This window comes from Pseudomonas sp. ICMP 10191 (assembly GCF_001467335.1).
GTDB lineage: Bacteria > Pseudomonadota > Gammaproteobacteria > Pseudomonadales > Pseudomonadaceae > Aquipseudomonas > Aquipseudomonas cerasi.
Window position 1 is genome coordinate 305,970 of the sequence record NZ_LKGW01000001.1, and the last position, 22,885, is coordinate 328,854.

A 22,885-nucleotide genomic window follows, 5' to 3' on the forward strand; every position below is an offset into this window, starting at 1 on the left:
AGGGTTAATGTTCGCCGCCTCGGTGTAGCGCTAGACTGCGCCGCGTGATTTAGCCAGAGATGCCAGAGTGGCGCCTCGGTCTGTTTAAAGGAGTACGCATGGCTGTCTACAACTACGACGTAGTGGTACTGGGTTCCGGCCCTGCCGGAGAAGGCGCGGCAATGAACGCCGCCAAGGCGGGGCGCAAGGTCGCCATGGTCGACAGCCGTCGGCAGGTGGGCGGTAACTGCACCCATTTGGGTACCATTCCGTCCAAGGCCCTGCGTCACTCGGTCAAGCAGATCATTCAGTTCAACACCAATCCCATGTTCCGTGCCATCGGCGAGCCGCGCTGGTTTTCGTTTCCGGATGTGTTGAAAAACGCCGAAATGGTCATCTCCAAGCAAGTGGCCTCGCGCACCAGTTACTACGCCCGTAACCGCGTCGACGTGTTCTTCGGCACCGGCAGTTTTGCCGACGAGACCAGCATCAACGTGGTCTGCACCAACGGTGTGGTGGAAAAGCTGGTGGCCAACCAGATCATCATCGCCACCGGTTCGCGCCCTTATCGGCCGGCCGATATCGATTTCAGTCACAAACGCATCTACGACAGCGACACCATCCTCAGCCTGGGCCATACCCCGCGCAAGCTGATCATTTATGGCGCCGGTGTGATCGGCTGTGAATACGCCTCGATCTTCAGTGGCCTTGGCGTGCTGGTCGAGCTGGTCGATAACCGTGACCAGTTGCTGAGCTTCCTGGATTCGGAAATTTCCCAGGCGCTGAGCTATCACTTCAGTAACAACAACGTGATGGTTCGCCACAACGAAGAATACGAGAAGGTCGAAGGTCTGGATAACGGCGTTATCCTGCACCTCAAGTCCGGCAAGAAGATCAAGGCCGATGCCTTGCTGTGGTGCAACGGCCGTACCGGCAACACCGACAAGCTGGGGCTTGAGAACATCGGTCTGAAGGCCAACGGCCGTGGTCAGATCGAAGTGGACGAGACCTACCGCACCAGCGTTTCCAACGTCTACGGCGCCGGCGATGTGATTGGCTGGCCAAGCCTGGCCAGTGCGGCTTACGACCAGGGTCGTTCGGCAGCGGGCAGTATGGTCGACAATGGCAGCTGGCGTTATGTCAACGATGTGCCGACCGGGATCTACACCATTCCCGAGATCAGCTCGATCGGCAAGAACGAACACGAACTGACGCAGGCCAAGGTGCCTTACGAAGTGGGCAAGGCGTTCTTCAAGGGCATGGCGCGTGCGCAGATTTCCGGGGAGCGGGTCGGGATGCTGAAGATCCTGTTCCACCGCGAGACGCTCGAAGTGCTGGGCGTGCATTGCTTCGGTGACCAGGCGTCCGAGATCGTGCACATCGGTCAGGCAATCATGAGCCAGCCGGGTGAAGCGAACACCATGAAGTACTTCGTCAACACCACCTTCAACTACCCGACCATGGCCGAAGCCTATCGGGTAGCTGCATACGACGGCCTTAACCGGCTTTTTTAAGCGACTCCGGCCGGTGGCCTGAGCCGGCCGGGGAGACCGATTTCAGCGATTCCCGAGCGTGGCAGTGGCCAAACCGGGAAAGTCTGTAATCAGGCTGTCGACGCCGAAATCAGCGAGCCTGCGCATCAAGGCAGGCTCGTTGACTGTCCATACCGACACATGCAGGCCCTGACGCTGTGCTTTCTGCAGACGCTCCGGGGTACACAGTGTCCAGTTCAATGCCAGAATTTCACAGCCGTAACTCTGGGCGACCTTCAGCGGGTCAAGCCAGGCGTACTCGGCTACCAGCCCGCGCGAGATGTCCGGCGTCAGGTCCAGCGCGGCGCGCAGTACTTCGCGAGAGCTGGAGGTGATCGTCACCTTGTCCAGCAAGCCATGGCGCTGAGCCATTTCACGAATCGCCAGCACGGTGTTGGCGGCGCGAGTGCGTGAAGCGCTTTTGACCTCCAGCTGCCAGTGCTCGAAATCGCATTGTTCGAAGAGTTCTTCCAGGCGTGGAATCGGGCATGGTGAGACCCAGCCAGGGCCACCCTTGCGTGCGTCATACGTCACCAGATCGGCTGCCAGGTGTTCATTGACCTTGCCGCGCCGGTCGGTGGTGCGCTTGAGGGTAGGGTCGTGAATGACCATCAACTCCCCGTCCTTTGAAAGGTGCAGGTCCAGTTCACAGCGGCGCACGCCGTGCTTGAGGCATTCCTGAAAGCTGGTCAGGGTGTTTTCCGGTGCTTCGCCCTTGGCGCCGCGGTGGCCGTAGATAAGGGTCACGTTTACTCCTGGCTACTGCTGATAGTGAAAAAGGGGCAGGGCGTTCAATTTCCGGAGGGCTGGCCCTGTTCCAGTGCCTGACGTCGCTGCTGAGCCTGACGCTGCAACACATGGCGGGCGAGTAACTGGCGCTGGGCGTCCGGAAGATTGACAAAGTCGGTGCTGACATCGAAGTTGCCGTCTGCCAGCGTGTCGCACTGCGAAACCCTCGCGCGCAGCATCAGACCCGCGGCCTGTGGCATGAGCACCATCTTGATCGACAGCTGTTCGCCGACGGCAAAAGCCTGTTGCGAATTGAACTGGATCCCGCCTTCGGACAGTTTGACCGGCTGGGGAGCGCCCAGTTTGCCCAGTGCGGTGTGGGCAACCACTTCGCCCAGCAGGTCGATGCGCTTGCTCAGCGACTTGAGAAAACTGTTCAGCACCCGGTCGCGCTCGTCGAGCTGGCGCATCAGATGCTGCGACTCGAACTCGCTGACGTGCAGCTCGCTGAGCAGGTCGAACAGCGTCGAGGTGTCCTGCATGGCATCCTGGCTTGCCTGATCGGCGGCAGACAGGGGGTTAATTTCCAGTGCGACGCTGTCGTCGATACGGTAGTATTCGCGGCGTCCTGCTTCATCTAATGTCGACATGGCGAACCCAAGCTAGCGGCGGTGGTCAGAGAGTTTCGAGTGTAAAGCTGCACGTCAAGGCCCGCCACACGGACGTCCTCATTCCTGCGAACAAATTCCTACATGTTCAGACCTCTTTTTGTATTTATCGGCACGCGCTACACCCGTGCGAAGCGACGCAATCATTTTGTTTCCTTCATCTCCCTGACATCCATGATCGGCCTCGCCCTGGGCGTTGTGGTCATGATAGTCGTGTTATCGGTGATGAATGGTTTCGATCACGAAATGCGTACCCGTGTGCTCGGCATGGTGCCGCACGCGACCATCGAATCCGCTGACCCGATCACCGACTGGCGCGGTCTGGCCGCGAAGGTTCAGGAAAACCCGCAGGTACTGGCCGTGGCGCCGTTCACCCAGATGCAGGGTTTGCTGACTCACGACGGCAAGGTCCAGAAAGTGCTGCTCAACGGTATCGACCCGCTTGAAGAGCGCAAGGTCTCGATCATTGACCACTTCATCAAGCAGGGCCAGCTCGACAGTCTTTCGCCCGGCAGCTTCGGCATCATGATCGGCGACAAGGCCGCGGCCAAGCTGGGCGTCGGCATCGGTGACAAACTGACCTTCGTTGCACCTGAAGTAACGGTGACGCCGGCCGGGATGTTCCCGCGCATGAAGCGTTTCGAGGTGACCGGCATCTTTCACGTCGGCGCTGGCGAAATCGACGGTTTCCTCGGGCTGACCAACCTCGATGACCTGGGCCGTCTGCACCGCTGGAAGCCCAATCAGGTGCAGGGCCTGCGTCTCAAGTTCGACGACCTGTTCGCCGCGCCACGTACCTCGTGGGAAATCGCGCAGAAGCTGGGCGAAAACAATTTCTACTCGCGTGACTGGACGCGCACCCACGGCAACCTGTATCAGGCCATCCGCATGGAAAAGGCCATGATCGGTCTGTTGCTGCTGCTGATCGTGGCGGTGGCGGCCTTCAATATCATTTCCACGCTGGTGATGGTGGTCAATGACAAGAAGGGCGACATCGCCATTCTGCGTACCCTGGGCGCTACGCCGCGACAGATCATGGCGATATTCATGGTCCAGGGCACGGTGATCGGCGTGGTCGGTACGCTGATCGGCGCGGCACTGGGTATTCTGGCGGCGCTCAATGTCAGCGCAGCCATTGCTGCACTCGAAGGGCTGATCGGCCACAAGTTTCTCAACGCCGACGTCTACTTCATCGATTACCTGCCTTCGCAACTGATGGCCCAGGACGTGTTCCAGGTCTGCGGTGCAGCGTTGGTCCTGAGTTTCCTCGCCACCCTGTATCCCGCCTGGCGTGCCGCGCGCACCCAGCCGGCGGAGGCGTTACGTTATGAGTGAGTCGGGCATGTCTGATAAAGCAGTATTGAGTTGCCGCAACCTGGGTAAATCCTACGAGGAAGGCCCGGAATCCGTGGTGGTGTTGTCCGGTCTGCAGCTGGAATTGCACCCCGGCGAGCGTGTCGCGATCGTCGGCAGTTCGGGGTCGGGCAAAAGTACCTTGCTCAACCTGCTGGGTGGGCTGGATACGCCGTCCGAAGGCAGTGTGTGGCTCGCGGGCGAAGAGTTGTCGGCGCTGGGCGAAAAGGCCCGAGGCCTGCTGCGTAACCGGGCGCTGGGTTTCGTCTACCAGTTCCACCATCTGCTGCCGGAATTCACTGCGCTTGAAAACGTCTGCATGCCATTGCTGATCGGCCGTACGCCCATCCCTGAAGCCCGCAAGCGTTCCACCGCACTGCTGGAGCGTGTCGGTCTTGGGCATCGTCTGGCGCACAAGCCTTCGGAGCTGTCCGGTGGCGAGCGTCAGCGTGTGGCAATTGCCCGTGCCTTGATCAATCAGCCGGGTCTGGTGATGCTCGACGAGCCTACCGGCAACCTCGATCACCACACGGCGCAGGGCATTCAGGACCTGATGCGTGAATTGAGCACGTCGTCGCGCACGGCGTTTCTGATCGTGACCCATGACATGAACCTGGCCCGGCAAATGGACCGTGTCCTGCGTCTGGAAGACGGCCGCCTCGTCGAGGCCTGATCGACCCGGCCCGGCGCCATTCATCGCGTCGGGTTCCAGTTTTTATACGGTGTATTTTCCACGGTGCTTCGCGAATGTTCAGACCGTTACCCATCTTCATCGGCATGCGCTATACCCGCGCCAAACGCCGCAAAAGCTTCATCTCGTTCATTTCGATGACCTCGATGATCGGTCTGGCACTCGGTGTCCTGGCGATGATCGTGGTGCTGTCGGTCATGAACGGTTTCCAGCGGGAAATGAGCTCGCGGATTCTCGGCATGGTGCCGCACGCGGTCATTGCCGGTACCACGCCGGTCGATGACTGGAAACCCCTGGCAGACGCTGCGCTGAAAAACCCTGAAGTCACTGCTGCCGTGCCGTTCACCGACATGGAAGGCATGTTGTCCTACAAGGGCTCGATGCAGCCGATCCAGATCAGCGGTGTCGACCCGGCGCTGGAACATGAAGTGTCGATCGTCACGCAGCACATCACCCGCGGAAGCCTCGAAGACCTCAAGCCGGGCGAGTTCGGCGTGGTGCTCGGTGATATCACCGCACGCCGCTTTCGTTTGACCATCGGGGACAAGCTGACCCTGATCGTGCCGGAAGTGAGCAGCGCCCCTGGCGGCATCACGCCGCGCCTGCAACGCCTGACCGTCGTGGGTATCTTCAAGGTCGGTGCCGAGCTGGACGGTTCGATGGGCCTGATCAATATCGCCGATGCGGCACAGATGCAGCGCTGGCAGCCCAACCAGGTTCAGGGCGTGCGACTGGCGCTCAAGGATCTGTACAAGGCGCCTCAGGTGTCCACCGCCATTGCCGCCGGCCTCGGTGAGGGCTATCGCGCCGATGACTGGACCCACACTCAGGGCAGCCTGTTCAGCGCCATGAAAATGGAAAAGACCATGATCGGTCTGTTGCTGCTGATGATCGTCGCTGTGGCGGCGTTCAACATCATTGCCACGCTGATCATGGTGGTCAACGACAAGGGCGCAGATATCGCCATCCTGCGCACCATTGGCGCCACGCCGCGGCAGATCATGGCGATTTTCGTGGTCCAGGGCACCGTCATCGGCATCGTCGGTACATTGATCGGCGGCGTCCTGGGGATTATTGCAGCGCTGAACGTCAGCAGCCTGGTGGGCTGGATCGAGCGGGTCAGCGGCCAGCACATCTTCAGTTCCGATGTGTATTTCATCAGCAACCTGCCGTCCGAACTGCAGGCCGGTGACGTGCTGCTGATCTGCAGTGCCGGGTTTATCCTGAGCTTTCTGGCGACCATCTACCCCGCATGGCGCGCCGCGCAGATCCAGCCAGCGCACGCACTGCGTTACGAGTGACAGGGCCTTAGCCACCTTCGTCGAGGCCGCACGGCGGCCTGCGCGGGTGGCGGGGCAAAGCTGATTTTCGCTGAAAGCCCCGCGCAAACGCTATAAACTCGCCGCGTTAATTCATGATCCAGGTATCGCCATGCATCCCGCAGCCGAACACTCGCCGCTGGGCAAGTCCAGTGAGTACATCGCCACCTACACGCCGTCTCTGTTGTTCCCGATTCCTCGTGCCGCAAAATGGGCCGAGCTTGGGCTCACCGCGCAGACGCTGCCTTATCAGGGTGTCGATTTCTGGAACTGCTACGAGCTGTCATGGCTGCTGCCTTCCGGCAAGCCGGTGGTGGCCATTGGCGAATTCAGTATTCCGGCCGAATCGCCGAACATCATCGAATCGAAGTCGTTCAAGCTGTACCTCAATTCGCTGAATCAGACAGCTTTCGCGAGCGTCAAACAGCTGCAGACCACCCTTGAGCAGGATCTGTCGGCCGCGGCGGGCAAGCCGGTCGGGGTGCGTATTCGCAGTCTGGCGGCGATCGAAGAAGAAGGTGTCGCGGCTTTGCCGGGCGTATGTATCGACGACCTGGACATCTCGGTCAGCAGCTATGACCGGCCGCAGCCCGAGTTGCTGCATTGTGATGACTCGCGGGTGGTGGAAGAGAGCGTGCACAGTCACCTGCTCAAGTCCAACTGCCCGGTCACCAGCCAGCCTGACTGGGGCAGCGTAGTCGTCGAATATCGCGGCGCGGCGCTGGATCATGCCAGCCTGCTGGCGTATATCGTCAGCTTCCGCCAGCACTCGGATTTTCATGAGCAGTGTGTGGAAAGAATCTTCCTCGACCTGCAGCGTTTGCTCAAACCGGAAAAACTGACGGTTTACGCACGCTACGTGCGCCGCGGGGGTCTGGATATCAACCCGTACCGCAGCACTGAAACGCTGGACGTGAGCAATCGCAGGCTGGCGCGGCAGTAGTAGCGTCTGCCGCCAAGGGCGTGGACGCAGAGCGTCCGGAACGGCATTCCCACGCGGAGCGTGAGGAACGATAGGTGTGTGGGCATGCATTGGGTGACGCTCTGCGTCACAACTCTGCGTCGCACCGCGCATCAGCGGTCGGACGCAGAGCCATTAGAACGGCATCCCCCAATCAGACCCCGATATTGCCCAGCGTCTGCACGATGTTGCGCAAGGTGCCGGCGATGGTCGGATGCTCCAGCTCGAAACGCTCGACGGCCAGATTCACGCCATCAGCCAGGCTGCTGTCCTGCTCGTGGGTGGCCTGTTCCAGCTGAATTTTAGTTTCAATTTGTTGCATGAGTTCGTGCAGGTTTTCCCGCTCGGACTCTGACATCGGCGGGTTATGCTCCAGTTGCTCGCGCAGGGTATTGAGTTGTTCTTGCAGTTCGCGGGCGGGCATGACGTGCTCCTTAATTGATAAGTCTGTCTCATGGACTTCGCCGGAGCGTTAAAGGTCCATGTTCACTCAAGACTAATCCAGTCAACGCCTTGCTGCATATGTATCAGGGTTTTTCGCCCTTGCTGCGTCGCAGGGCAATGTCGGCCAGGCAGGATTCCAGTTCACCCAGGTGGTCGATCACCGAATGCACGCCCAGCGAATAGAGTTTGAGCGTGGCCTGTGCGCGTCGCTGTTCGCGTTCTGCATCGCCGAGTGCCTGCCATTGTGAAGGCGAGAGCCCGCACAGTGGTCCGCAGGATGCCAGGCCAATGGTCCACAGTCCGGCGTTCAGTCCGGACTGCAACAGGCGCGGGTCGCCGCTGATCAGGACGCAGCCATCCAGGTGGCTGACTTTCAGGGCCATCAATGCCATCCAGCAGGCATCCGGGGCGGGCCAGCCTGCAGTGGGGCGGGGCGCGGGAATCATCCAGTCATTCACCGGCACAGCCAGTGCGCTGCTCACGCTTTCAGGCAGTTCCTCGAGCCAGGCGCAAGGCATGCTCTGCTCGCGCAGGGTCTGCAGAATAGCCTCTGCGCCCGGTGTGAACTGTGTGTGCTCATGGCCGGGTGCGCGCGAGTTCGCGGCCTGCGCACCGAAGTCCACCAGGCAGCCGCTCAGGCCGAACAGCAGGGCAGGGAAGGTTGGCAAAGGCGTGATGACCGGGGCGAGCATGAGGATCTCTCTGAAATATCGAGAAACGCTACCGATCTTTTGTGACACTTCGATGAATGTGCGATGACGGGGTTTATGCGGAACCCTTTGCTGACAGACCTGCCTTATTCTCGACAGAAGGCTTTATACTCCCTGTCCTAGCGTGTGGGGCGTAGCACCCGCGTCATTATTTCGATATCTCGATCAGGAGTGTCAGCTATGCCCGTGACCGGTGCATGCTTTATCAAACGTTTGGTGCAATTGTCCCTGTGTGCAGGCATCGCGCTGGTTCCGGTAGCCGTCCAGGCCGCCGAGGACGATCCCTGGGAAGGTATCAACCGTTCCATTTTCACCTTCAACGATACCCTTGATGCCTACACGCTCAAGCCGCTGGCCAAGGGTTATCAGTACATCGCGCCGCAATTCGTTGAAGACGGTATCCATAACTTCTTCAGCAACATCGGTGATGTCGGCAACCTGGCGAACAACGTGCTGCAGGCCAAGCCTGAGGCGGCGGGCGTCGACACGGCGCGCCTGATCGTCAACACTACTTTCGGTCTGCTGGGCTTCATCGACGTAGGTACCCGCATGGGCCTGCAGCGCAACGATGAAGACTTCGGTCAGACGCTGGGCTACTGGGGCGTGCCGAGCGGCCCGTTCGTGGTCATTCCGTTTCTGGGGCCAAGCACCGTACGTGATGCGTTCGCCAAGTACCCGGACACCTACACCTCGCCTTACCGCTACATCGATCACGTCCCGACCCGTAACACGGCGCTGGGCGTCAACCTGGTCGATACGCGGGCCAGCCTGCTGTCTGCCGAGCGCATGGTCAGTGGCGATCGCTACACCTTCATTCGCAATGCCTATTTGCAGAACCGCGAGTTCAAGGTCAAGGATGGCAAGGTCGAAGACGATTTTTAATCACTGCTTTGCCTCTGCATGAATCAATAAAGGCGACCCTGGGTCGCCTTTATTATTTTGTAAAAATGTGAACCTGTTCCGCCTGTTTTCACTTCATCGAGACGATTGAAAGCCCCAGTTTCTGTACGCCACCTTCTTCATCATTCACCCAGACCACCTCGGTTTCGGCTTCAAGCCCTTTGAGCGCAGGATGGTCAGAGTCAATGCGCACGCTGAGTTTGTCTCCGACCTGGAACAAGCGTGGCGCCTGAACCTGCATGCCGGAGCTTGAAAGATCAATGCATACGGCAGGGATGACCTGGCCGGCGTGGATCAGGTTGACGTCTGCATCGACGCGCATGCGGATGTAATCCCGCTTTTCCTCGTAGTCGCGATCATTTCGACTCATGTACAGTCCTTCGTTTTAGTTGCTGATTTGTGAGTTCTTATAACTCTGGGTGATTTGCGATGTAAAGAGCGCAAAGTGAGGGTAGGAGCATGCTTGAAACACCCGTCGGATGGGAGTACCGTCTGCGCCTTGAAGGGCACCTCTGAAACACGACAGACTTATCAAGTTACTGCGTGTTATTGCGGAGAGGCTAGAAGCGAATCCAGTAAGCGGTTTCCGGTAATCCCGGGCCGCCTACGCCAACCTGATCTGGCGCCGTTTGCCCCCATGCCAAAAACCAGTGCCAAGCTGCTGATTATCGATGACGACGACGTAGTGCGCGCAAGCCTTGCCGCCTACCTTGAAGACAGTGGCTTCAGCGTTCTGCAAGCGAGTAATGGCTTGCAGGGAATTCAGATATTCGAGCAGGAGAACCCCGATCTGGTGGTCTGCGATCTTCGCATGCCACAGATGGGCGGGCTTGAGCTGATCCGTCAGGTCACCGCCATCGCTCCGCAGACGCCTGTCATCGTCGTTTCCGGTGCGGGCGTGATGAGCGATGCAGTCGAGGCCTTGCGCCTTGGCGCTGCCGACTACCTGATCAAGCCTCTCGAAGATCTTGCCGTGCTCGAGCATTCGGTGCGCCGTGCGCTGGATCGGGCGCGCCTGCTCACTGAAAACCAGGTCTACCGCGAAAAGCTGGAAAAGGCCAATCGCGAACTCGAAGCCAGCCTGCACCTGTTGCAGGAAGACCAGGACGCGGGTCGGCAAGTGCAGATGAACATGCTGCCAATCACTCCGTGGTCGATTGACGCATTCAAGTTTGCCCACCAGATCATTCCGTCGTTGTACCTGTCCGGCGATTTTGTCGATTATTTCAGGGTCGACGAGCGGCGTGTCGCTTTTTACCTGGCCGATGTTTCAGGTCATGGGGCGTCATCGGCATTCATTACCGTACTGCTGAAGTTCATGACCACGCGGCTGCTGTTCGAGTCCAAGCGTGGCGGAACGCTTCCGGAGTTCAAGCCATCGGATGTGCTGGGGCATATAAATCGCGGCCTTATCAGTTGCAAGCTGGGCAAGCACGTTACGATGGTCGGCGGTGTCATCGATGAAGAGTCAGGTAAACTGACGTACGCAGTGGGCGGACATCTGCCACTGCCTGTGTTGTATTCCGAAGGGCAGGCGCATTATCTGGAAGGTCGTGGACTGCCGGTCGGGTTGTTCAATGAGGCCACCTATCAGGATCATGAAATCGATCTGCCCGAGTCCTTCAGTCTGACCATGTTGTCTGATGGCATACTGGACTTGTTACCCGGTGATACACTCAAAGAGAAAGAAGCCGTCCTTCCCGAATTGGTCAAGACGGCTGGCGGCAGCCTGGATGGCTTGCAGCGGGTTTTTGAATTGGCAACGCTAGGGGAGATGCCGGATGATATCGCCTTGTTAGTGTTAAGCAGGAATCTTGAATGAGTACCGGTAGAATCCAGTTCGCCGAGCAGGAAGGCACCTTCGTTCTCAAGTTCGTGGGTGAAGTACGGTTGACGCTGTGTTCGGCCCTGGATGCGACTATCGAGCGCATCTTCACTGCGCTGAATTTCTCGGCGGTGGTCATTGACCTGACTGAAACGCGCAGCATTGACAGCACCACGCTTGGCCTGCTGGCCAAACTCTCGATTCTGTCACGCCAGAAGGTGGGCCTGTTACCGACGCTCGTGACCACTCACGAGGACATCACGCGCCTGTTGCAGTCGATGGGCTTTGATCAGGTCTTCAACATCGTTGACCGGCCTCTGCCGCGGCCTGAGTGCCTGACTGATCTGCCTTCACAGGACCAGTGCGAAGAAGTGGTGAAGGCCAAGGTGCTCGAAGCGCACAAGATCCTGATGGGCCTCAACGATTCCAATCGTGAAGCGTTCCATGATCTGGTCAATGCACTGGAAGGTCAGCGCTAGGCCGCTGCGCTGAATCGCAGGCAGCAAAAAGGGCGGCATCCGCGAGGATGCCNTCAGGCTTTCTTGGCAGGAAGCAGCGCTTCCAGTTTTTCCTGATCGCGAGCGAACTGACGAATGCCTTCAGCCAGTTTCTCGGTGGCCATGGCATCTTCGTTGGAATTCCAGCGGAACTGGCTCTCGGTCAGGCTCTGACGTGGCTCGCCTGCATTATTGCCCGGAGCAAGCTTGCGCTCCAGTGTGCCGGTGTCTTCGGCCAATTGTTTGAGCAGCTCGGTGCTGATGGTCAGACGATCACAACCGGCCAACTGTTCGATCTGATTCAAGTTGCGGAAGCTGGCACCCATCACGACAGTCTTGAAGTCGTTGGCCTTGTAATAATTGTAGATGCGCGTTACCGACTGCACGCCCGGGTCTTCTGCACCAGTGTAATCGGTGCCTGTCGACTTCTTGTACCAGTCGTAGATGCGGCCCACGAACGGCGAAATCAGGAAGACGCCAGCCTCGGCGCAAGCGACAGCCTGGGCGAAGGAAAACAGCAACGTCAGGTTGGTCTGGATACCTTTCTTCTCAAGGTATTCGGCGGCGCGGATGCCTTCCCAAGTGGAGGCAAGCTTCACCAGCACGCGATCATTTTCGACACCGGCAGCGTTGTAAAGCCCGATCAGGCGTTCACTGCGTTCGATCAGAGCGTTGGTGTCAAAGGACAGTCGGGCATCCACTTCAGTGGACACGCGGCCGGGTACAACCTTGAGAATCTCCTGACCGATGGCCACTGCGAAATGATCGCAGGCCAGGCCTATGTCGCCCTTGCCAAGGGCGAATGCCTCCTCGAGCATCGCTTTGTTGCTTTCGCTCGAAGCGGCCTTGAGCAGCAAAGAAGGGTTGGTGGTTGCATCTTGAGGCTTGAGGCTCTTGATGGCGCCGAAGTCGCCGGTATCGGCAACAACGGTGGTGAATTTCTTGAGTTGATCCAGCTTGGAAGTCATGAGCGTGCTCTGTCCTGTGCGGTTGGATGACATTACCCGAGCGCTGCCGACCACTCAAGGCCGCAGCGTTTACTGCTGCCGATGATAGGCCCTGAGGGACGGCATTGTCGTGAATACCTTTGTCTAGGATGTTTTTGAGCCTCGCACCGACTGCTTGTTCCCTTGATGTGAATTTAACCTCTTGAAGAGCGGCCTGCACGTTGCGCAATGGGCGCGAACATCAGCTTACCGTGCCTTTGACAGAGGGCCGCTGCGCCGGGGTGAGCCGGGTTCGCAATCAGACCGGGCTGTGGCGTCGAGCGGCGCATTGGGGTAAAGATGCTGTTCAACTCGCGATGATCTGAAGGAACCAGCATGCATTCACGACGCTTCCCCCTCACTGCCGCCATCGGACTTTCCCTGGTTTCCATGGGTCTGTTTTCCATGGCCGCCAATGCCGCCGAGCTGTCACCCGATCAGTTGCTGAAAAAAGCCCAGGCCGAACAACCGGCCTACCTCGACACTGTCCGGCAACTGGTCGATATCGACACAGGCACCGGCCAGGCACCCGGGCTGAAGACCGTCAGCGCGATGCTGGTCGAACGTCTCAAGGCGCTGGGCGCTGAAGTCTCCACCACGCCGGCAGATCCTTCGGCGGGGGACAATATCGTCGGCACGTTCAAAGGCAACGGCACGCGTTCTTTTCTGTTGATGGTCCACTACGACACGGTGTTCGGGCCGGGCACTGCCGCCAAGCGTCCCTTCAGGCTCGACAGCGAGCGGGCCTATGGGCCAGGGGTGGCAGATGCCAAGGGCGGCGTGGCGATGATTCTGCACGCACTGCAGTTGTTGCAGAATGAGCACTTCAAGGCGTTCGGTACGCTCACTGTGCTCTTTAACCCGGACGAGGAGACCGGCTCCAGCGGTTCGAAAAAAGTCATCGCCGAACTCGCTCGCCAGCATGACTACGTGTTTTCGTACGAGCCGCCTGACAAGGATGCCGTCACCGTCGCCACCAACGGCATCAATGGCCTGCTCCTCGATGTCAAAGGCAAATCATCACATGCGGGCTCCGCTCCCGAGGCCGGGCGCAATGCCGCCATCGAGCTGGCGCATCAGTTGCTGCAGCTTAAGGACCTCGGCGACCCAGGCAAAGGCACGACCGTCAACTGGACACTGATCAAGGGTGGGGAGAAGCGCAACATCATTCCATCCAGCGCATCAGCCGAGGCGGACATGCGCTATTCCGACCTCAGCGAGAGCGATCGCGTACTGGCTGATGGCCAAAAAATCGTGAAGAAGACACTGGTCGATGGCACCGAAGTGACCTTGCGAATGGAAAAAGGCCGACCGCCGCTGGCCAGAAACCCTGGCTCCGAACAGCTGGCGAAAACCGCGCAGGCGCTTTACCAGAAAACAGGCCGCACTCTGGAGCCGATTGCCATGCGTTTCGGTACCGACGCGGGCTATGCCTACGTACCGGGGAGTGCAAAACCTGCGGTGCTCGAAACCATGGGCGTGGTCGGCGCCGGTCTGCATGCCGACGATGAATACATTGAGTTGTCGAGCATCGCGCCCAGGCTTTACCTGACCGTGGCGCTGATTACGCAGTTGTCGAAGGGTGATGCTGCGCCCTGACGACTCGTGAGGGGAGCGTTGACAGGCGTGGTCTGCGGGCCACGCCATCTGTCGATGCGTGGGGCATTGCGATTGACCTGATCACCGATAAACGATTAACTGTATATGTATACAGTTAATCAGAAAAGGCTCGCCTCATGAGTGTTACATTCCTTGGCCCGTTGTCGGCAGGTGGCATCAAGCTCCCGTTCATATCGCTGTCGTCCGTTGGCTCCAGATCGCCAGTGGTCGAGAAGCATGTTTCCATCGCCGAGCTTTGCGAGGTCCGTGAGCCGCACGCCTACCTGGCCAGGATCGAAGACCAAGGCATGCAAGGGGGCGGCATGTGCAGCGGGGACATGCTGGTGGTCGACCGCAGCCAGTACGCTGAGCACGGTGACATCGTCGTTGCCTCGCTCAATGCACGGCAGATCTGCCGGCGTCTGCACATGCGCGGCGATGTGGTGATTCTGGAATCGCAAAATCCGGATTACCCACCACTGCGTGTCACCGACAACGATGACCTGATCATTCTGGGCGTGGTCACCTACAGCCTGAAAAACCTGCTGGAGGGCCGCGCTGCATCATCAGCTCATCGATGAACAGACGCATGTCCTTGCATTGCACGCTGCTGCGTGATCTGCTGCCCACTCTATGGCTTTTACCGGAATACCGAGCGCATGCAAGAACGACTTGACCAGCTACGGCTCCCCAAGCCTGTACAGGGAGCAATCAGTGATCTGGTAAGGGCGCTCGACGCAACCAGCACCTGCGCCGACGTGGAAGCCGAAGCCGCGTTGCAGATCGAATACATTCACGATCTTGAGACCAGCAGAAAGTTGCGTCCAGCCGATGCCGAAGCGCTTTACATCATTTTCGACGACGCAGTTCAGGCTCGTTTACAGGCACTTGCCGATTAGATTCGGTAATCCGTTATTCCCCTGCCTGCGTGAACTTCACCTAAGACGCTATCTGTCCGCTGGGCCGGGACGCATGCTTTGGCTCACCCTGCGAATCTGCAGTCCGCGGGCTCTTGTTCAGGTTTGAATGGTTATGCGTTTATCAGGCTTTATCCTCGAGAACATCGAACCTATCGTGCGCGAGTGGACCGATTTCGCACGCACCCTGTCTCCGGCCGGTGAGCCTTTGGATACCACAGAGCTCAGGGACCATGTCGAGCAAATGCTGCGGGCGATCGCCACTGATCTGCAAACGGATCAGTCGTTGCAACAGCAGGTCGACAAATCGCAGGGCCACGGCGTGTCACATGAACAAACCGCAGCCAAAAGCCACGCGATCACTCGACTGATGTCGGGCTTCACCATCGATCAGGTGGTTTCGGAGTTTCGGGCATTACGGGCGAGCGTGATCAAACAGTGGATGTCGCGAGAAGCGCTGGACACTCAACAGCAGATCGAAGACATGATTCGTTTCAACGAGGCGATAGATCAGGCCCTGGCCGAGTCTATCTCCAGCTATACCAGCGCGATTCAGGCATCACGCAATATATTTCTTGGCATCCTCGGGCACGATTTGCGTACCCCGCTAAGCGCCATACTGCTGGGGGCCGACGTATTGCTGCGCACCCATGATCTGGACGCGCGGCCAACCAAGGTTGCATCGAGGATCTACTCCAGCGTGAAGCGGGCCAACCAGATCGTCGGCGATCTGCTCGACTTCACGCGCTCACAGATCGGTCCCGGCATCCCGTTGAAAAAGACCAAAATAGACATGCAACCGATCTGCGTTCGCATCGTTGACGAATCGAGTACCGTCAACCCGGAAGCAGACATTCGCTTGACGTCGGAGGACCCGGTCATCGGCCGCTTCGATGGCGATCGACTGGAGCAGGTCTTCTCGAACCTCATCGGCAACGCCATACAGCACGGCAATAGCTGCGATCCCGTCGAAGTGACGCTGGCCGTTTCGGAGGGCGAGCTGCGCTTTATCGTCCACAACACCGGCAGCCCGATTCCCGCAGATGTGCTGCCGTTCATCTTCAACCCGATGGACCGCTACTCACCCGAAAAGATGACCGACAACGGACCTTATTCAAGCCTGGGACTGGGTCTGTTCATCGTCGACAGGATTGTCGACGCGCACGGCGGGCGTATCGAGGTGACGTCGAAAGCGGATCATGGGACTACGTTTGCGGTGTTCATTCCGTTGAGTGCGGGGTGAGGTGGGGGCGGTTGTCAGTCAGAGGTGTATATCCGACACCGACACACATAGTGTCCCGGTCTTGCTCCTGAGGTGAGGACCTGCTTTCAAGCATCTTGCGGGCGACAGAGATGCCCGCTTGATCAATTCCGAAAGACCTCAAACTTATCCATCAAAACCTTCCCAATTTACAGCCATCCAGCGGCATCAATTGGCTAACGTGGCTGCACAACGACGCCCGATGATAGAATGCCTCCATACTTCTCTCCGAGCTACCGACGCTAATGTCATCCGCAAGCCCCGATAAAAGGCGCTCGTTCACGCGCCGCTTCTCCGTCGCTCCGATGATGGACTGGACCGACCACCACTGCCGCTACTTCATGCGCAAGCTCTCAAAGCATGCCTTGCTCTACACCGAGATGGTCACCACCGGCGCCTTGCTGCATGGCGACCGCGAGCGGTTCCTACGGCATGATGAAACCGAGCATCCGTTGGCGTTGCAGTTGGGTGGCAGTACGGCGGCGGATCTGGCTGCGTGTTCGCGTCTGGCGGAAGAGGCAGGGTATGACGAGGTCAATCTGAACGTCGGTTGCCCGAGTGACCGGGTGCAGAACAACATGATCGGTGCGTGCCTGATGGCGCATCCTGCGCTGGTGGCGGATTGCGTCAAGGCGATGCGCGATGCGGTTGGTATTCCGGTTACGGTCAAGCACCGGATCGGTATCAATGGCCGTGACAGCTACGCCGAGTTGTGTGATTTCGTCGGCAAGGTTCAGGAGGCGGGTTGCCAGAGTTTCACGGTTCACGCGCGTATCGCGATTCTCGAAGGGCTTTCTCCCAAGGAAAACCGCGATATTCCGCCACTGCGTTATGACGTAGTGGCGCAGTTGAAGTCTGACTTTCCTGACCTGGAGATTGTGCTCAACGGCGGCATCAAGACGCTGGAGCAGTGCAGTGAGCATTTGCAGTCGTTCGATGGCGTCATGCTGGGGCGTGAGGCTTACCACAACCCGTATCTGTTGGCGCATGTCGATCAGCAGTTGTTCGGCAGCACGGCGCCGGTCTTCAGTCGTTACGACGCGTTGGAGTCGATGCGGCCGTACATTGCGGAGCACATTGCCAGCGGCGGCAATATGCACCACGTCACCCGGCATATGCTCGGTCTGGGCCTGGGTTTCCCTGGTGCGCGACGCTTCCGGCAGTTGCTGTCGGTTGACATACACAAGGCCGAAAACCCGATGCTGTTGCTGGATCAGGCCGCGGCGTTTCTGCAGGGGCATTGATCGCATGTGCCGTGAATTGATCTGAGTTGAGCCGAATCAAAGGAAACGCTTATTCCAGTAGCGGCGTTATCGGGCTGCGGTTATGTTGAGCGCATAACCCAACAAGGAAAACGCCCATGCACAAAGTTCTGGTTCCTTTCGACGGCTCCGAGCACGCCATGCGTGCCTTGGGCTATGTCATCGAGTTGTCTGGTGAACTCACCAAGTCGCTCGAGGTACATATCCTGAATGTGCAGGCCAGCCCCATCGATTACAGCCTTTATCTGGCTCCCGACATGATTGATGGCGTCAAAGCCGGCTTGACCAATGAAGGCAAGCGGGTGCTGGCTGATGCGGTTGCATTGTTGACTGCTGCTGGTGTGCCGTTTCAGGCCCACGTCGATCTGGGCAACGTGGCAGAACAGGTCGAGGCTGAGGTTCAGCGGCTCGGCTGCGACGCCGTGGTCATGGGCACCCGCGGGCTCGGTAACTTTGGCGGCCTGCTGCTGGGCTCCGTGGCCACGCGGGTGATCCACGAAGCATCGGTGCCGGTGACGCTGATCAAATAATCACTGCTGCGCCAGCGTTCGCGGCTGGCGCAGCAGCTCGATATTTTCCGCAGGCACCAGCTCGCGCAGCGATTTATACAGTGCGCGGGTTTCCAGCAGGTTCCAGATGCGCAGCATGGTTTCCAGGGCATCCAGCGGCTTGCTGATGAAGTCCCGCGCGCCCAGCGCCAGTGCGCGCAGGCGGGTATCGCGTGTCGCGTCGGCGGTCAGCACCATGATCGGCAGGTAGTCATTGGCCGGTATGCGCCGGTTGAGCTGCTCCAGCACCGCAAAGCCATCGAATTCGGGCATGTGCAGATCGAGCACAACCAAGTCGGGCTCGAAGCTGTTGAACAGATCCAGCGTGCGCAACGGCTCGGTGCTGCTCAGGACGTTGGTCAGCCCCTCGCGGGCAAGCAGTTGCTCCATCAGATCGAGGTTGGGCCGTTGGTCATCAATGATCAGAATGCGAAAGTCGCCGGTCATGTGGGCTCCGGTAAATACTGGTCCAGGAGGGCAAGAAACACCGGCACCTGGATGGGTTTGATCACAATGGCCGTGGCTCCGGCCTGTTTCAGTTCGCGATGGGCTTTATCACTGGTGTCGGCAGTGATCATCAGCACCGGTGTGTGAGCAGTAGCCGGCAGGCGTCGCAGACGTTGCAGCACCTCAAGCCCCTTGATGTCCGGCAGGCTGAGGTCGAGAAGAATCAGCTGTGGCGCATGCTGGCGCGCCAGATCAAGCCCCAGCTGGCCCTGCATGCTCGACAGCAACTGGATACCCGGTCTGCGTTGCAGCAGCGTTTCAATCAAGGCCATGCTCGACAGATTGTCTTCGATGCACAGCAGCTTGCCATGATAGGCCGGGCGGGCAGGCGAGCGGACATCCGGCGTTATCTCGAGAGCAGTGTCAGCTTGACGCGGCGGTTTGGCGGCGGGCGGCTGCACCCGCACAAGCGGCAGCGCGAGTATGAACCGGCAGCCCTCGTCCGGTGTGTTCTGTACGGACAGCGTGCCGTGCATCATCTCCAGCATGCTTTTGCTCAGCGCCAGTCCCAGCCCGGTGCCTTCGACGCTCGGGTTGGCGTCCAGCCGCTCGAACGGCTTGAACAGCTGTCCGATACGCTCCGGCGCAATCCCGTAGCCGGTGTCCACTACGCTGACCGTCACCTGCTCGGTAGTCTGCTCGATTTCAATCCGCACCTGGCCAGCGGGCCGATTGTATTTGATCGCGTTGGACAGCAGGTTCAACAACACCTGAATCAAGCGCTGGCGATCAGCGACCACGCCGATCTCGTCAGGCAGATTCGGCAAGGGCTTCAACTCGATATTGGCGTCGGCAGCCATCGGCGAGACCAGCACCAGGGCTTCTTCAAGCACGCTCGACAGAGATACGGGCTCGAGGACCAGGGAAACATGCCCGGCTTCGATTCTGGCGATATCGAGTACTTCATTGATCAGCTTCAGCAAATGCTGGCCCGCTCGCAGAATATGACCGATTTGCGGGCGCTGGCTGGCGGGCGAGTCCATGTCCAGCAACTGGGCAAAGCCCAGAATCGAGTTCAGCGGTGTGCGCAGTTCATGACTCATGCGCGACAGGAATTCACTTTTGGCCCGGCTGGCGCGTTCGGCTTCCTCACGCGCAGTACCCAGAGCAATTTCGGCAACGCGACGATCACTGATGTCACGGGTGATCTTGGAAAAACCGCGCAGCTCGTCATTGCTGTCGTATTGCGCGGTGATCACCACACTGGCCCAGAAACGGCTGCCGTCCTTGCGTTGGCGCCAGCCTTCCTCGGTATACCGGCCGTTGACGGTGGCCTCATGCAATGCCATGTCGGGGTGTTGCGGACATTCCTGCTGCAGATAGAACACAGAAAAGTGCTGGCCGATGATCTCTTGTTCCGTGTAGCCCTTGATACGCTCGGCTCCTGCGTTCCAAGTGGTGATGTAGCCATTGCGGTCCAGCGCGAAGATGCCGTAGTCCTTGACCCCTTCGATGATCAGCCGCAAACGCTCCTCGTTGTCGCGCAGTGCGCGTTCACGTTCGGCCAGCAGCTGGCCGGCCTCGACCAGACGAGTGCCGAGCTGGCCGATCTCGTCCTTTTCAGGCGGTTGGGGCAGCAGCGGATGCCCGAGCGCCAGACGCTGGGCGTTGCGCTGCACCTGATGCACCCTGGCGACGATGCCTTTGGACAGCATCAACACGGCAAGAATGGCACCGAAGATGCCGCAGGCTGCGGCCAGCAGAGTCGATAGCAGCAGGCGCTCGCGAGTGGCTGCCGCAGCCTCGGTACGTTCGGCGAGCAGCGCGTCTTCACGCTCGCGCATGATGCCGATGCGTTCGCGCAACTGGTCAAGCACGTACTTGTTTTCGATCAGGATGCGGGCGACGGTTTCTTGATCTTGCCTATCCATCGAGCGCAGTTTTTCCAGGCCTTCGACCTTGGTGTTGATCAGCGGCTCGATGGCTTTCAGGTGTTCGCGCATCTGCTCGTCACGCACATTGGTGTTGAGCCGGGTCAGCGCCGCCTCGATCAGCGGTTGCGCGTTGAGGTAGCCGGGCAGGAAGTCTTCCCGGTGAGTCAGCAGGTAGCCACGTACGCTGGCCGCACCTTCTGCGATCTGCGTATGAAGGGTCTGAATGTCGCCTTGCACAAGCAGCACGCGCCTTACGTCCTCCTCTGCCTGAGCGGTCTGGCGCTCGGCGATATAGATCAGCACCAGCGAGAACATGAGAATCGCCAGTGGCAGCGAAATGGCCACCAGCGCCTTGCCGCGTAGCGGAAGGTCTTCCCAGCGACTGCTGGCGTTTGCGGTCATTGCCAGTCGCTCGTTGATTGGCTCACCAGCCCCAGCGCCACACCGCGTACCGCCGCCTGAGTGCGGTCCGAGGCGCCGAGTTTGCCGATGACCTTTTCCACGTGGGCCTTGGCCGTCCCGGTGGTGATGCCAAGTTTTTCGCCGATTTCCCGATTGCTGAAGCCGCCCGCCACCAGCCCGAGCACCTGGCGTTCACGCGGGGTGAGGGTTTCCGGCAGGGCTGCGCCACTGGTATTGCGTTCGGTCATGCGCCGCAGCAGGCGCGCGCTGACGGCGCTGTTCAGTGCTTCTTCACCACGCGCCACGCGTTGCAGGCCGTCGATCACTTCGTCGCGGCTGGCATCCTTGAGCAGATAGCCCACCGCGCCCGCGCTGATGGCGGCTTCCAGGTGATCGGTGCTGTCGTCCATGGTGAAAATCACCACTTTCAGATCCGGCATGCGCTGCTGGAGAATCCGCGCAGCGCCCAGCCCGTTAAGCACCGGCATACGGATGTCGAGGATGGCGATGTCCGGTTGCAGCTCCTGGCACAGATCGATGGCTTGCTGGCCGTCGGCCGCCTGACCGACCACTTCGAACTCCGGATGCCCCGCCAGCAGTGAGACGAACCCGGTACGCGTCACTTCATGATCGTCCGCCAAAACCAGTCGTACAGTGTCAGTCATGTCATTGCCTTGTCTGCGGTAAAAGGAACGATGGCGCGCAGTCGGGTGCCGTGCCCGGGCCGACTGACGCAGGTCAGACGGCCGCCGAGCAGGCTGGCGCGCTCTTGCATGGCCACCAGGCCCAGTTTCTGCACGCCTTTGTCATTGAACGGTTTTTGGGTGACGAAACCACTGCCGTTGTCTTCGAGCAGCAGTGAAATGTGCTCTTCACTCAGTTCCAGAGCCAATTCTACGTTGCTCGCAGCGGCGTGTTTGAGCACATTGTTGATGCCTTCCTGGGCAATACGGAACAGGGCGATTTCCAGGTGGCTGGGCAGGCGGGTCAGGGAGCGCGACTGCCAGTGCACTGCGATTCCGGCTTCGCGCAACCGGTCAGCTTCCTTGTCGACCGCCTGCAGCAGGCCGAAATCGTCCAGCACGCTTGGCCGCAAGCCACTGATCAGTTGGCGACCTTCGCCCACGCAGTGCTGCGCCAGCTTGAGAATGGCCTGCAGATCGGCGTCCAGCGGTTCAGGCAGATCAGGACAGCGACCGGCAAAACCCTGCAGCCGCTGGTGCAGCCCGGCCAGGGTCTGGGCCAGCCCATCATGCAGGTCGTAGGCCACGCGTTTGCGTTCGTCTTCCTGAGCGGTGAACAACTGGCGGACCAGCTCGGACATGGTCTGTTCTCTGACCACCAGCGCATCAAGCAGCCGATTGTTCTCCAGGTGTGCCGCCAGCAACGTCGCCAGCAATTGCAGCGACTCGATGTCCTCATTGTCCGGCGTATTGATGCCCACGCTGTTGGCCAGCAGCAGGGTGCCAAAAGAGCCTTCGTCGGCGCCGCGCAACGGTAACCGCAGCATGCACGGCAGGTCGGCATCGGGCCGCTCCAGCCACTGCGGGCCGATGGCCAGCGGGTCGGCAGCGGTCTCAAGTGTCGCCAGGCGTTCTGCACTGCCATGACGGGCGGTGGTCTGCACACCGGTGTCGGCGCTCCATTCCAGCAGCAGGCCATGGTCCATCGCCACGAATGCGCACGCGCGTTGCAGCACGCGCTGGCGCATGGCCTGGGGTGGCAGATGGGTCAGCTCCTGGCCGGTATCCACCAACAGGCGAAGCCGCGCGGCACGGCTTTGCGACTGGCGATATTGGTTACGAATGGCCAGTGCGCTTGCCGGATCATGGGGGGGACTTTGCATGGGATGCTCCAGCGAGGGTTGATGCCCGCGCGGGCATAACAGAAGTAAGGCTATTAGAACTGTATCAGGAGGTGA

General features: G+C 59.4%; 24 protein-coding genes. 14 read left to right on the top strand and 10 right to left on the bottom strand.

What is annotated here, in order from left to right; translation table 11 throughout:
* Positions 1–98 precede the first annotated feature (98 nt).
* Positions 99–1,493, top strand: coding sequence for a Si-specific NAD(P)(+) transhydrogenase (sthA, locus tag AO388_RS01165; RefSeq protein ID WP_003436620.1), 1,395 nt, complete (start codon positions 99–101; stop codon positions 1,491–1,493).
* A 42-nt stretch (positions 1,494–1,535) separates the two neighbouring features.
* Here sthA and AO388_RS01170 read toward each other — a convergent pair whose 3' ends face one another.
* The gene (locus AO388_RS01170; protein WP_058415942.1) at positions 1,536–2,258 is read right to left on the bottom strand and encodes a glycerophosphodiester phosphodiesterase; all 723 of its coding nucleotides are present in this window, start codon (positions 2,256–2,258) and stop codon (positions 1,536–1,538) included.
* Between the two features lie 44 nt (positions 2,259–2,302).
* On the bottom strand, positions 2,303–2,890 hold the full coding sequence (locus tag AO388_RS01175) for a PilZ domain-containing protein (RefSeq protein ID WP_003371621.1): 588 nt from the start codon (positions 2,888–2,890) through the stop codon (positions 2,303–2,305).
* 102 nt (positions 2,891–2,992) lie between these two features.
* On the opposite strand from AO388_RS01175, the gene AO388_RS01180 reads away from it, so the two are divergent.
* The 4 genes from AO388_RS01180 to queF all read left to right on the top strand — a co-directional run bounded on the left by AO388_RS01180 (position 2,993) and on the right by queF (position 7,214).
* On the top strand, positions 2,993–4,243 hold the full coding sequence (locus AO388_RS01180; protein WP_003315078.1) for a lipoprotein-releasing ABC transporter permease subunit: 1,251 nt from the start codon (positions 2,993–2,995) through the stop codon (positions 4,241–4,243).
* A 7-nt stretch (positions 4,244–4,250) separates the two neighbouring features.
* Entirely contained in the window at positions 4,251–4,934 is a 684-nt protein-coding gene (gene lolD, locus AO388_RS01185) for a lipoprotein-releasing ABC transporter ATP-binding protein LolD (RefSeq protein WP_016567727.1), read from the top strand.
* A 74-nt stretch (positions 4,935–5,008) separates the two neighbouring features.
* Positions 5,009–6,253, top strand: coding sequence for a lipoprotein-releasing ABC transporter permease subunit (locus tag AO388_RS01190; RefSeq protein WP_058415943.1), 1,245 nt, complete (start codon positions 5,009–5,011; stop codon positions 6,251–6,253).
* 130 nt (positions 6,254–6,383) lie between these two features.
* Entirely contained in the window at positions 6,384–7,214 is an 831-nt protein-coding gene (gene queF / locus AO388_RS01195; RefSeq protein WP_058415944.1) for an NADPH-dependent 7-cyano-7-deazaguanine reductase QueF, read from the top strand.
* 172 nt (positions 7,215–7,386) lie between these two features.
* On the opposite strand, the gene AO388_RS01200 is transcribed toward queF, so the two are convergent.
* Both AO388_RS01200 and AO388_RS01205 read right to left on the bottom strand, forming a co-directional pair.
* Positions 7,387–7,656, bottom strand: a complete 270-nt coding sequence (locus tag AO388_RS01200; protein ID WP_003315072.1) for a DUF4404 family protein — start codon at positions 7,654–7,656, stop codon at positions 7,387–7,389.
* A gap of 103 nt (positions 7,657–7,759) precedes the next feature.
* Entirely contained in the window at positions 7,760–8,368 is a 609-nt protein-coding gene (locus tag AO388_RS01205) for a hypothetical protein (protein ID WP_003436603.1), read from the bottom strand.
* Between the two features lie 198 nt (positions 8,369–8,566).
* Here AO388_RS01205 and AO388_RS01210 point away from each other — a divergent pair, with 198 nt between their 5' ends.
* Positions 8,567–9,268 (top strand): MlaA family lipoprotein, encoded by a 702-nt coding sequence (locus AO388_RS01210; protein ID WP_058415945.1) that lies wholly within the window; start codon positions 8,567–8,569, stop codon positions 9,266–9,268.
* An 88-nt stretch (positions 9,269–9,356) separates the two neighbouring features.
* Here AO388_RS01210 and AO388_RS01215 read toward each other — a convergent pair whose 3' ends face one another.
* Positions 9,357–9,656 (bottom strand): PilZ domain-containing protein, encoded by a 300-nt coding sequence (locus AO388_RS01215; protein WP_003371638.1) that lies wholly within the window; start codon positions 9,654–9,656, stop codon positions 9,357–9,359.
* A gap of 267 nt (positions 9,657–9,923) precedes the next feature.
* On the opposite strand from AO388_RS01215, the gene rssB reads away from it, so the two are divergent.
* Entirely contained in the window at positions 9,924–11,108 is a 1,185-nt protein-coding gene (gene rssB / locus AO388_RS01220) for a two-component system response regulator RssB (protein ID WP_003315068.1), read from the top strand.
* Entirely contained in the window at positions 11,105–11,590 is a 486-nt protein-coding gene (gene rssC / locus AO388_RS01225; protein ID WP_003315067.1) for an anti-sigma factor antagonist RssC, read from the top strand. Before rssB ends, rssC begins: the two co-directional genes overlap by 4 nt.
* Before the next feature lie 53 nt (positions 11,591–11,643).
* On the opposite strand, the gene tal is transcribed toward rssC, so the two are convergent.
* On the bottom strand, positions 11,644–12,576 hold the full coding sequence (gene tal, locus AO388_RS01230; protein WP_003371640.1) for a transaldolase: 933 nt from the start codon (positions 12,574–12,576) through the stop codon (positions 11,644–11,646).
* Between the two features lie 354 nt (positions 12,577–12,930).
* Between tal and AO388_RS01235 the strand changes: the two genes are divergently transcribed.
* The 6 genes from AO388_RS01235 (at position 12,931) to AO388_RS01260 (ending at position 18,163) form a co-directional block, all read left to right on the top strand.
* Entirely contained in the window at positions 12,931–14,193 is a 1,263-nt protein-coding gene (locus AO388_RS01235; protein ID WP_054081123.1) for a M20/M25/M40 family metallo-hydrolase, read from the top strand.
* A gap of 137 nt (positions 14,194–14,330) precedes the next feature.
* Positions 14,331–14,774, top strand: coding sequence for a LexA family protein (locus AO388_RS01240; RefSeq protein WP_003371644.1), 444 nt, complete (start codon positions 14,331–14,333; stop codon positions 14,772–14,774).
* Between the two features lie 78 nt (positions 14,775–14,852).
* The gene (locus AO388_RS01245; RefSeq protein WP_058415946.1) at positions 14,853–15,092 is read left to right on the top strand and encodes a hypothetical protein; all 240 of its coding nucleotides are present in this window, start codon (positions 14,853–14,855) and stop codon (positions 15,090–15,092) included.
* Between the two features lie 133 nt (positions 15,093–15,225).
* Positions 15,226–16,353, top strand: a complete 1,128-nt coding sequence (locus AO388_RS01250; RefSeq protein ID WP_058415947.1) for a sensor histidine kinase — start codon at positions 15,226–15,228, stop codon at positions 16,351–16,353.
* Between the two features lie 263 nt (positions 16,354–16,616).
* Positions 16,617–17,615 (top strand): tRNA dihydrouridine(20/20a) synthase DusA, encoded by a 999-nt coding sequence (gene dusA, locus AO388_RS01255; protein WP_058415948.1) that lies wholly within the window; start codon positions 16,617–16,619, stop codon positions 17,613–17,615.
* A 116-nt stretch (positions 17,616–17,731) separates the two neighbouring features.
* Positions 17,732–18,163 carry a universal stress protein gene (locus AO388_RS01260; protein WP_003371651.1) on the top strand — a complete coding sequence of 144 codons (432 nt, stop codon included), beginning with the start codon at positions 17,732–17,734 and terminating at the stop codon, positions 18,161–18,163.
* On the opposite strand, the gene AO388_RS01265 is transcribed toward AO388_RS01260, so the two are convergent.
* The 4 genes from AO388_RS01265 to AO388_RS01280 are packed head-to-tail and all read right to left on the bottom strand — an operon-like array spanning position 18,164 to position 22,810.
* A complete protein-coding gene (locus AO388_RS01265) occupies positions 18,164–18,628 on the bottom strand; it encodes a response regulator (protein WP_003406975.1) in 465 nt (154 codons plus the stop codon).
* Complete coding sequence (locus tag AO388_RS01270; RefSeq protein ID WP_058396577.1) at positions 18,625–20,964, bottom strand: ATP-binding protein; 2,340 nt, start codon at positions 20,962–20,964, stop codon at positions 18,625–18,627. Before AO388_RS01270 ends, AO388_RS01265 begins: the two co-directional genes overlap by 4 nt.
* The gene (locus AO388_RS01275) at positions 20,961–21,629 is read right to left on the bottom strand and encodes a response regulator (RefSeq protein WP_003371654.1); all 669 of its coding nucleotides are present in this window, start codon (positions 21,627–21,629) and stop codon (positions 20,961–20,963) included. Before AO388_RS01275 ends, AO388_RS01270 begins: the two co-directional genes overlap by 4 nt.
* Entirely contained in the window at positions 21,626–22,810 is a 1,185-nt protein-coding gene (locus AO388_RS01280; RefSeq protein WP_058415949.1) for a sensor histidine kinase, read from the bottom strand. The genes AO388_RS01275 and AO388_RS01280 overlap by 4 nt, the downstream gene beginning before the upstream one ends.
* Positions 22,811–22,885: the final 75 nt, after the last annotated feature.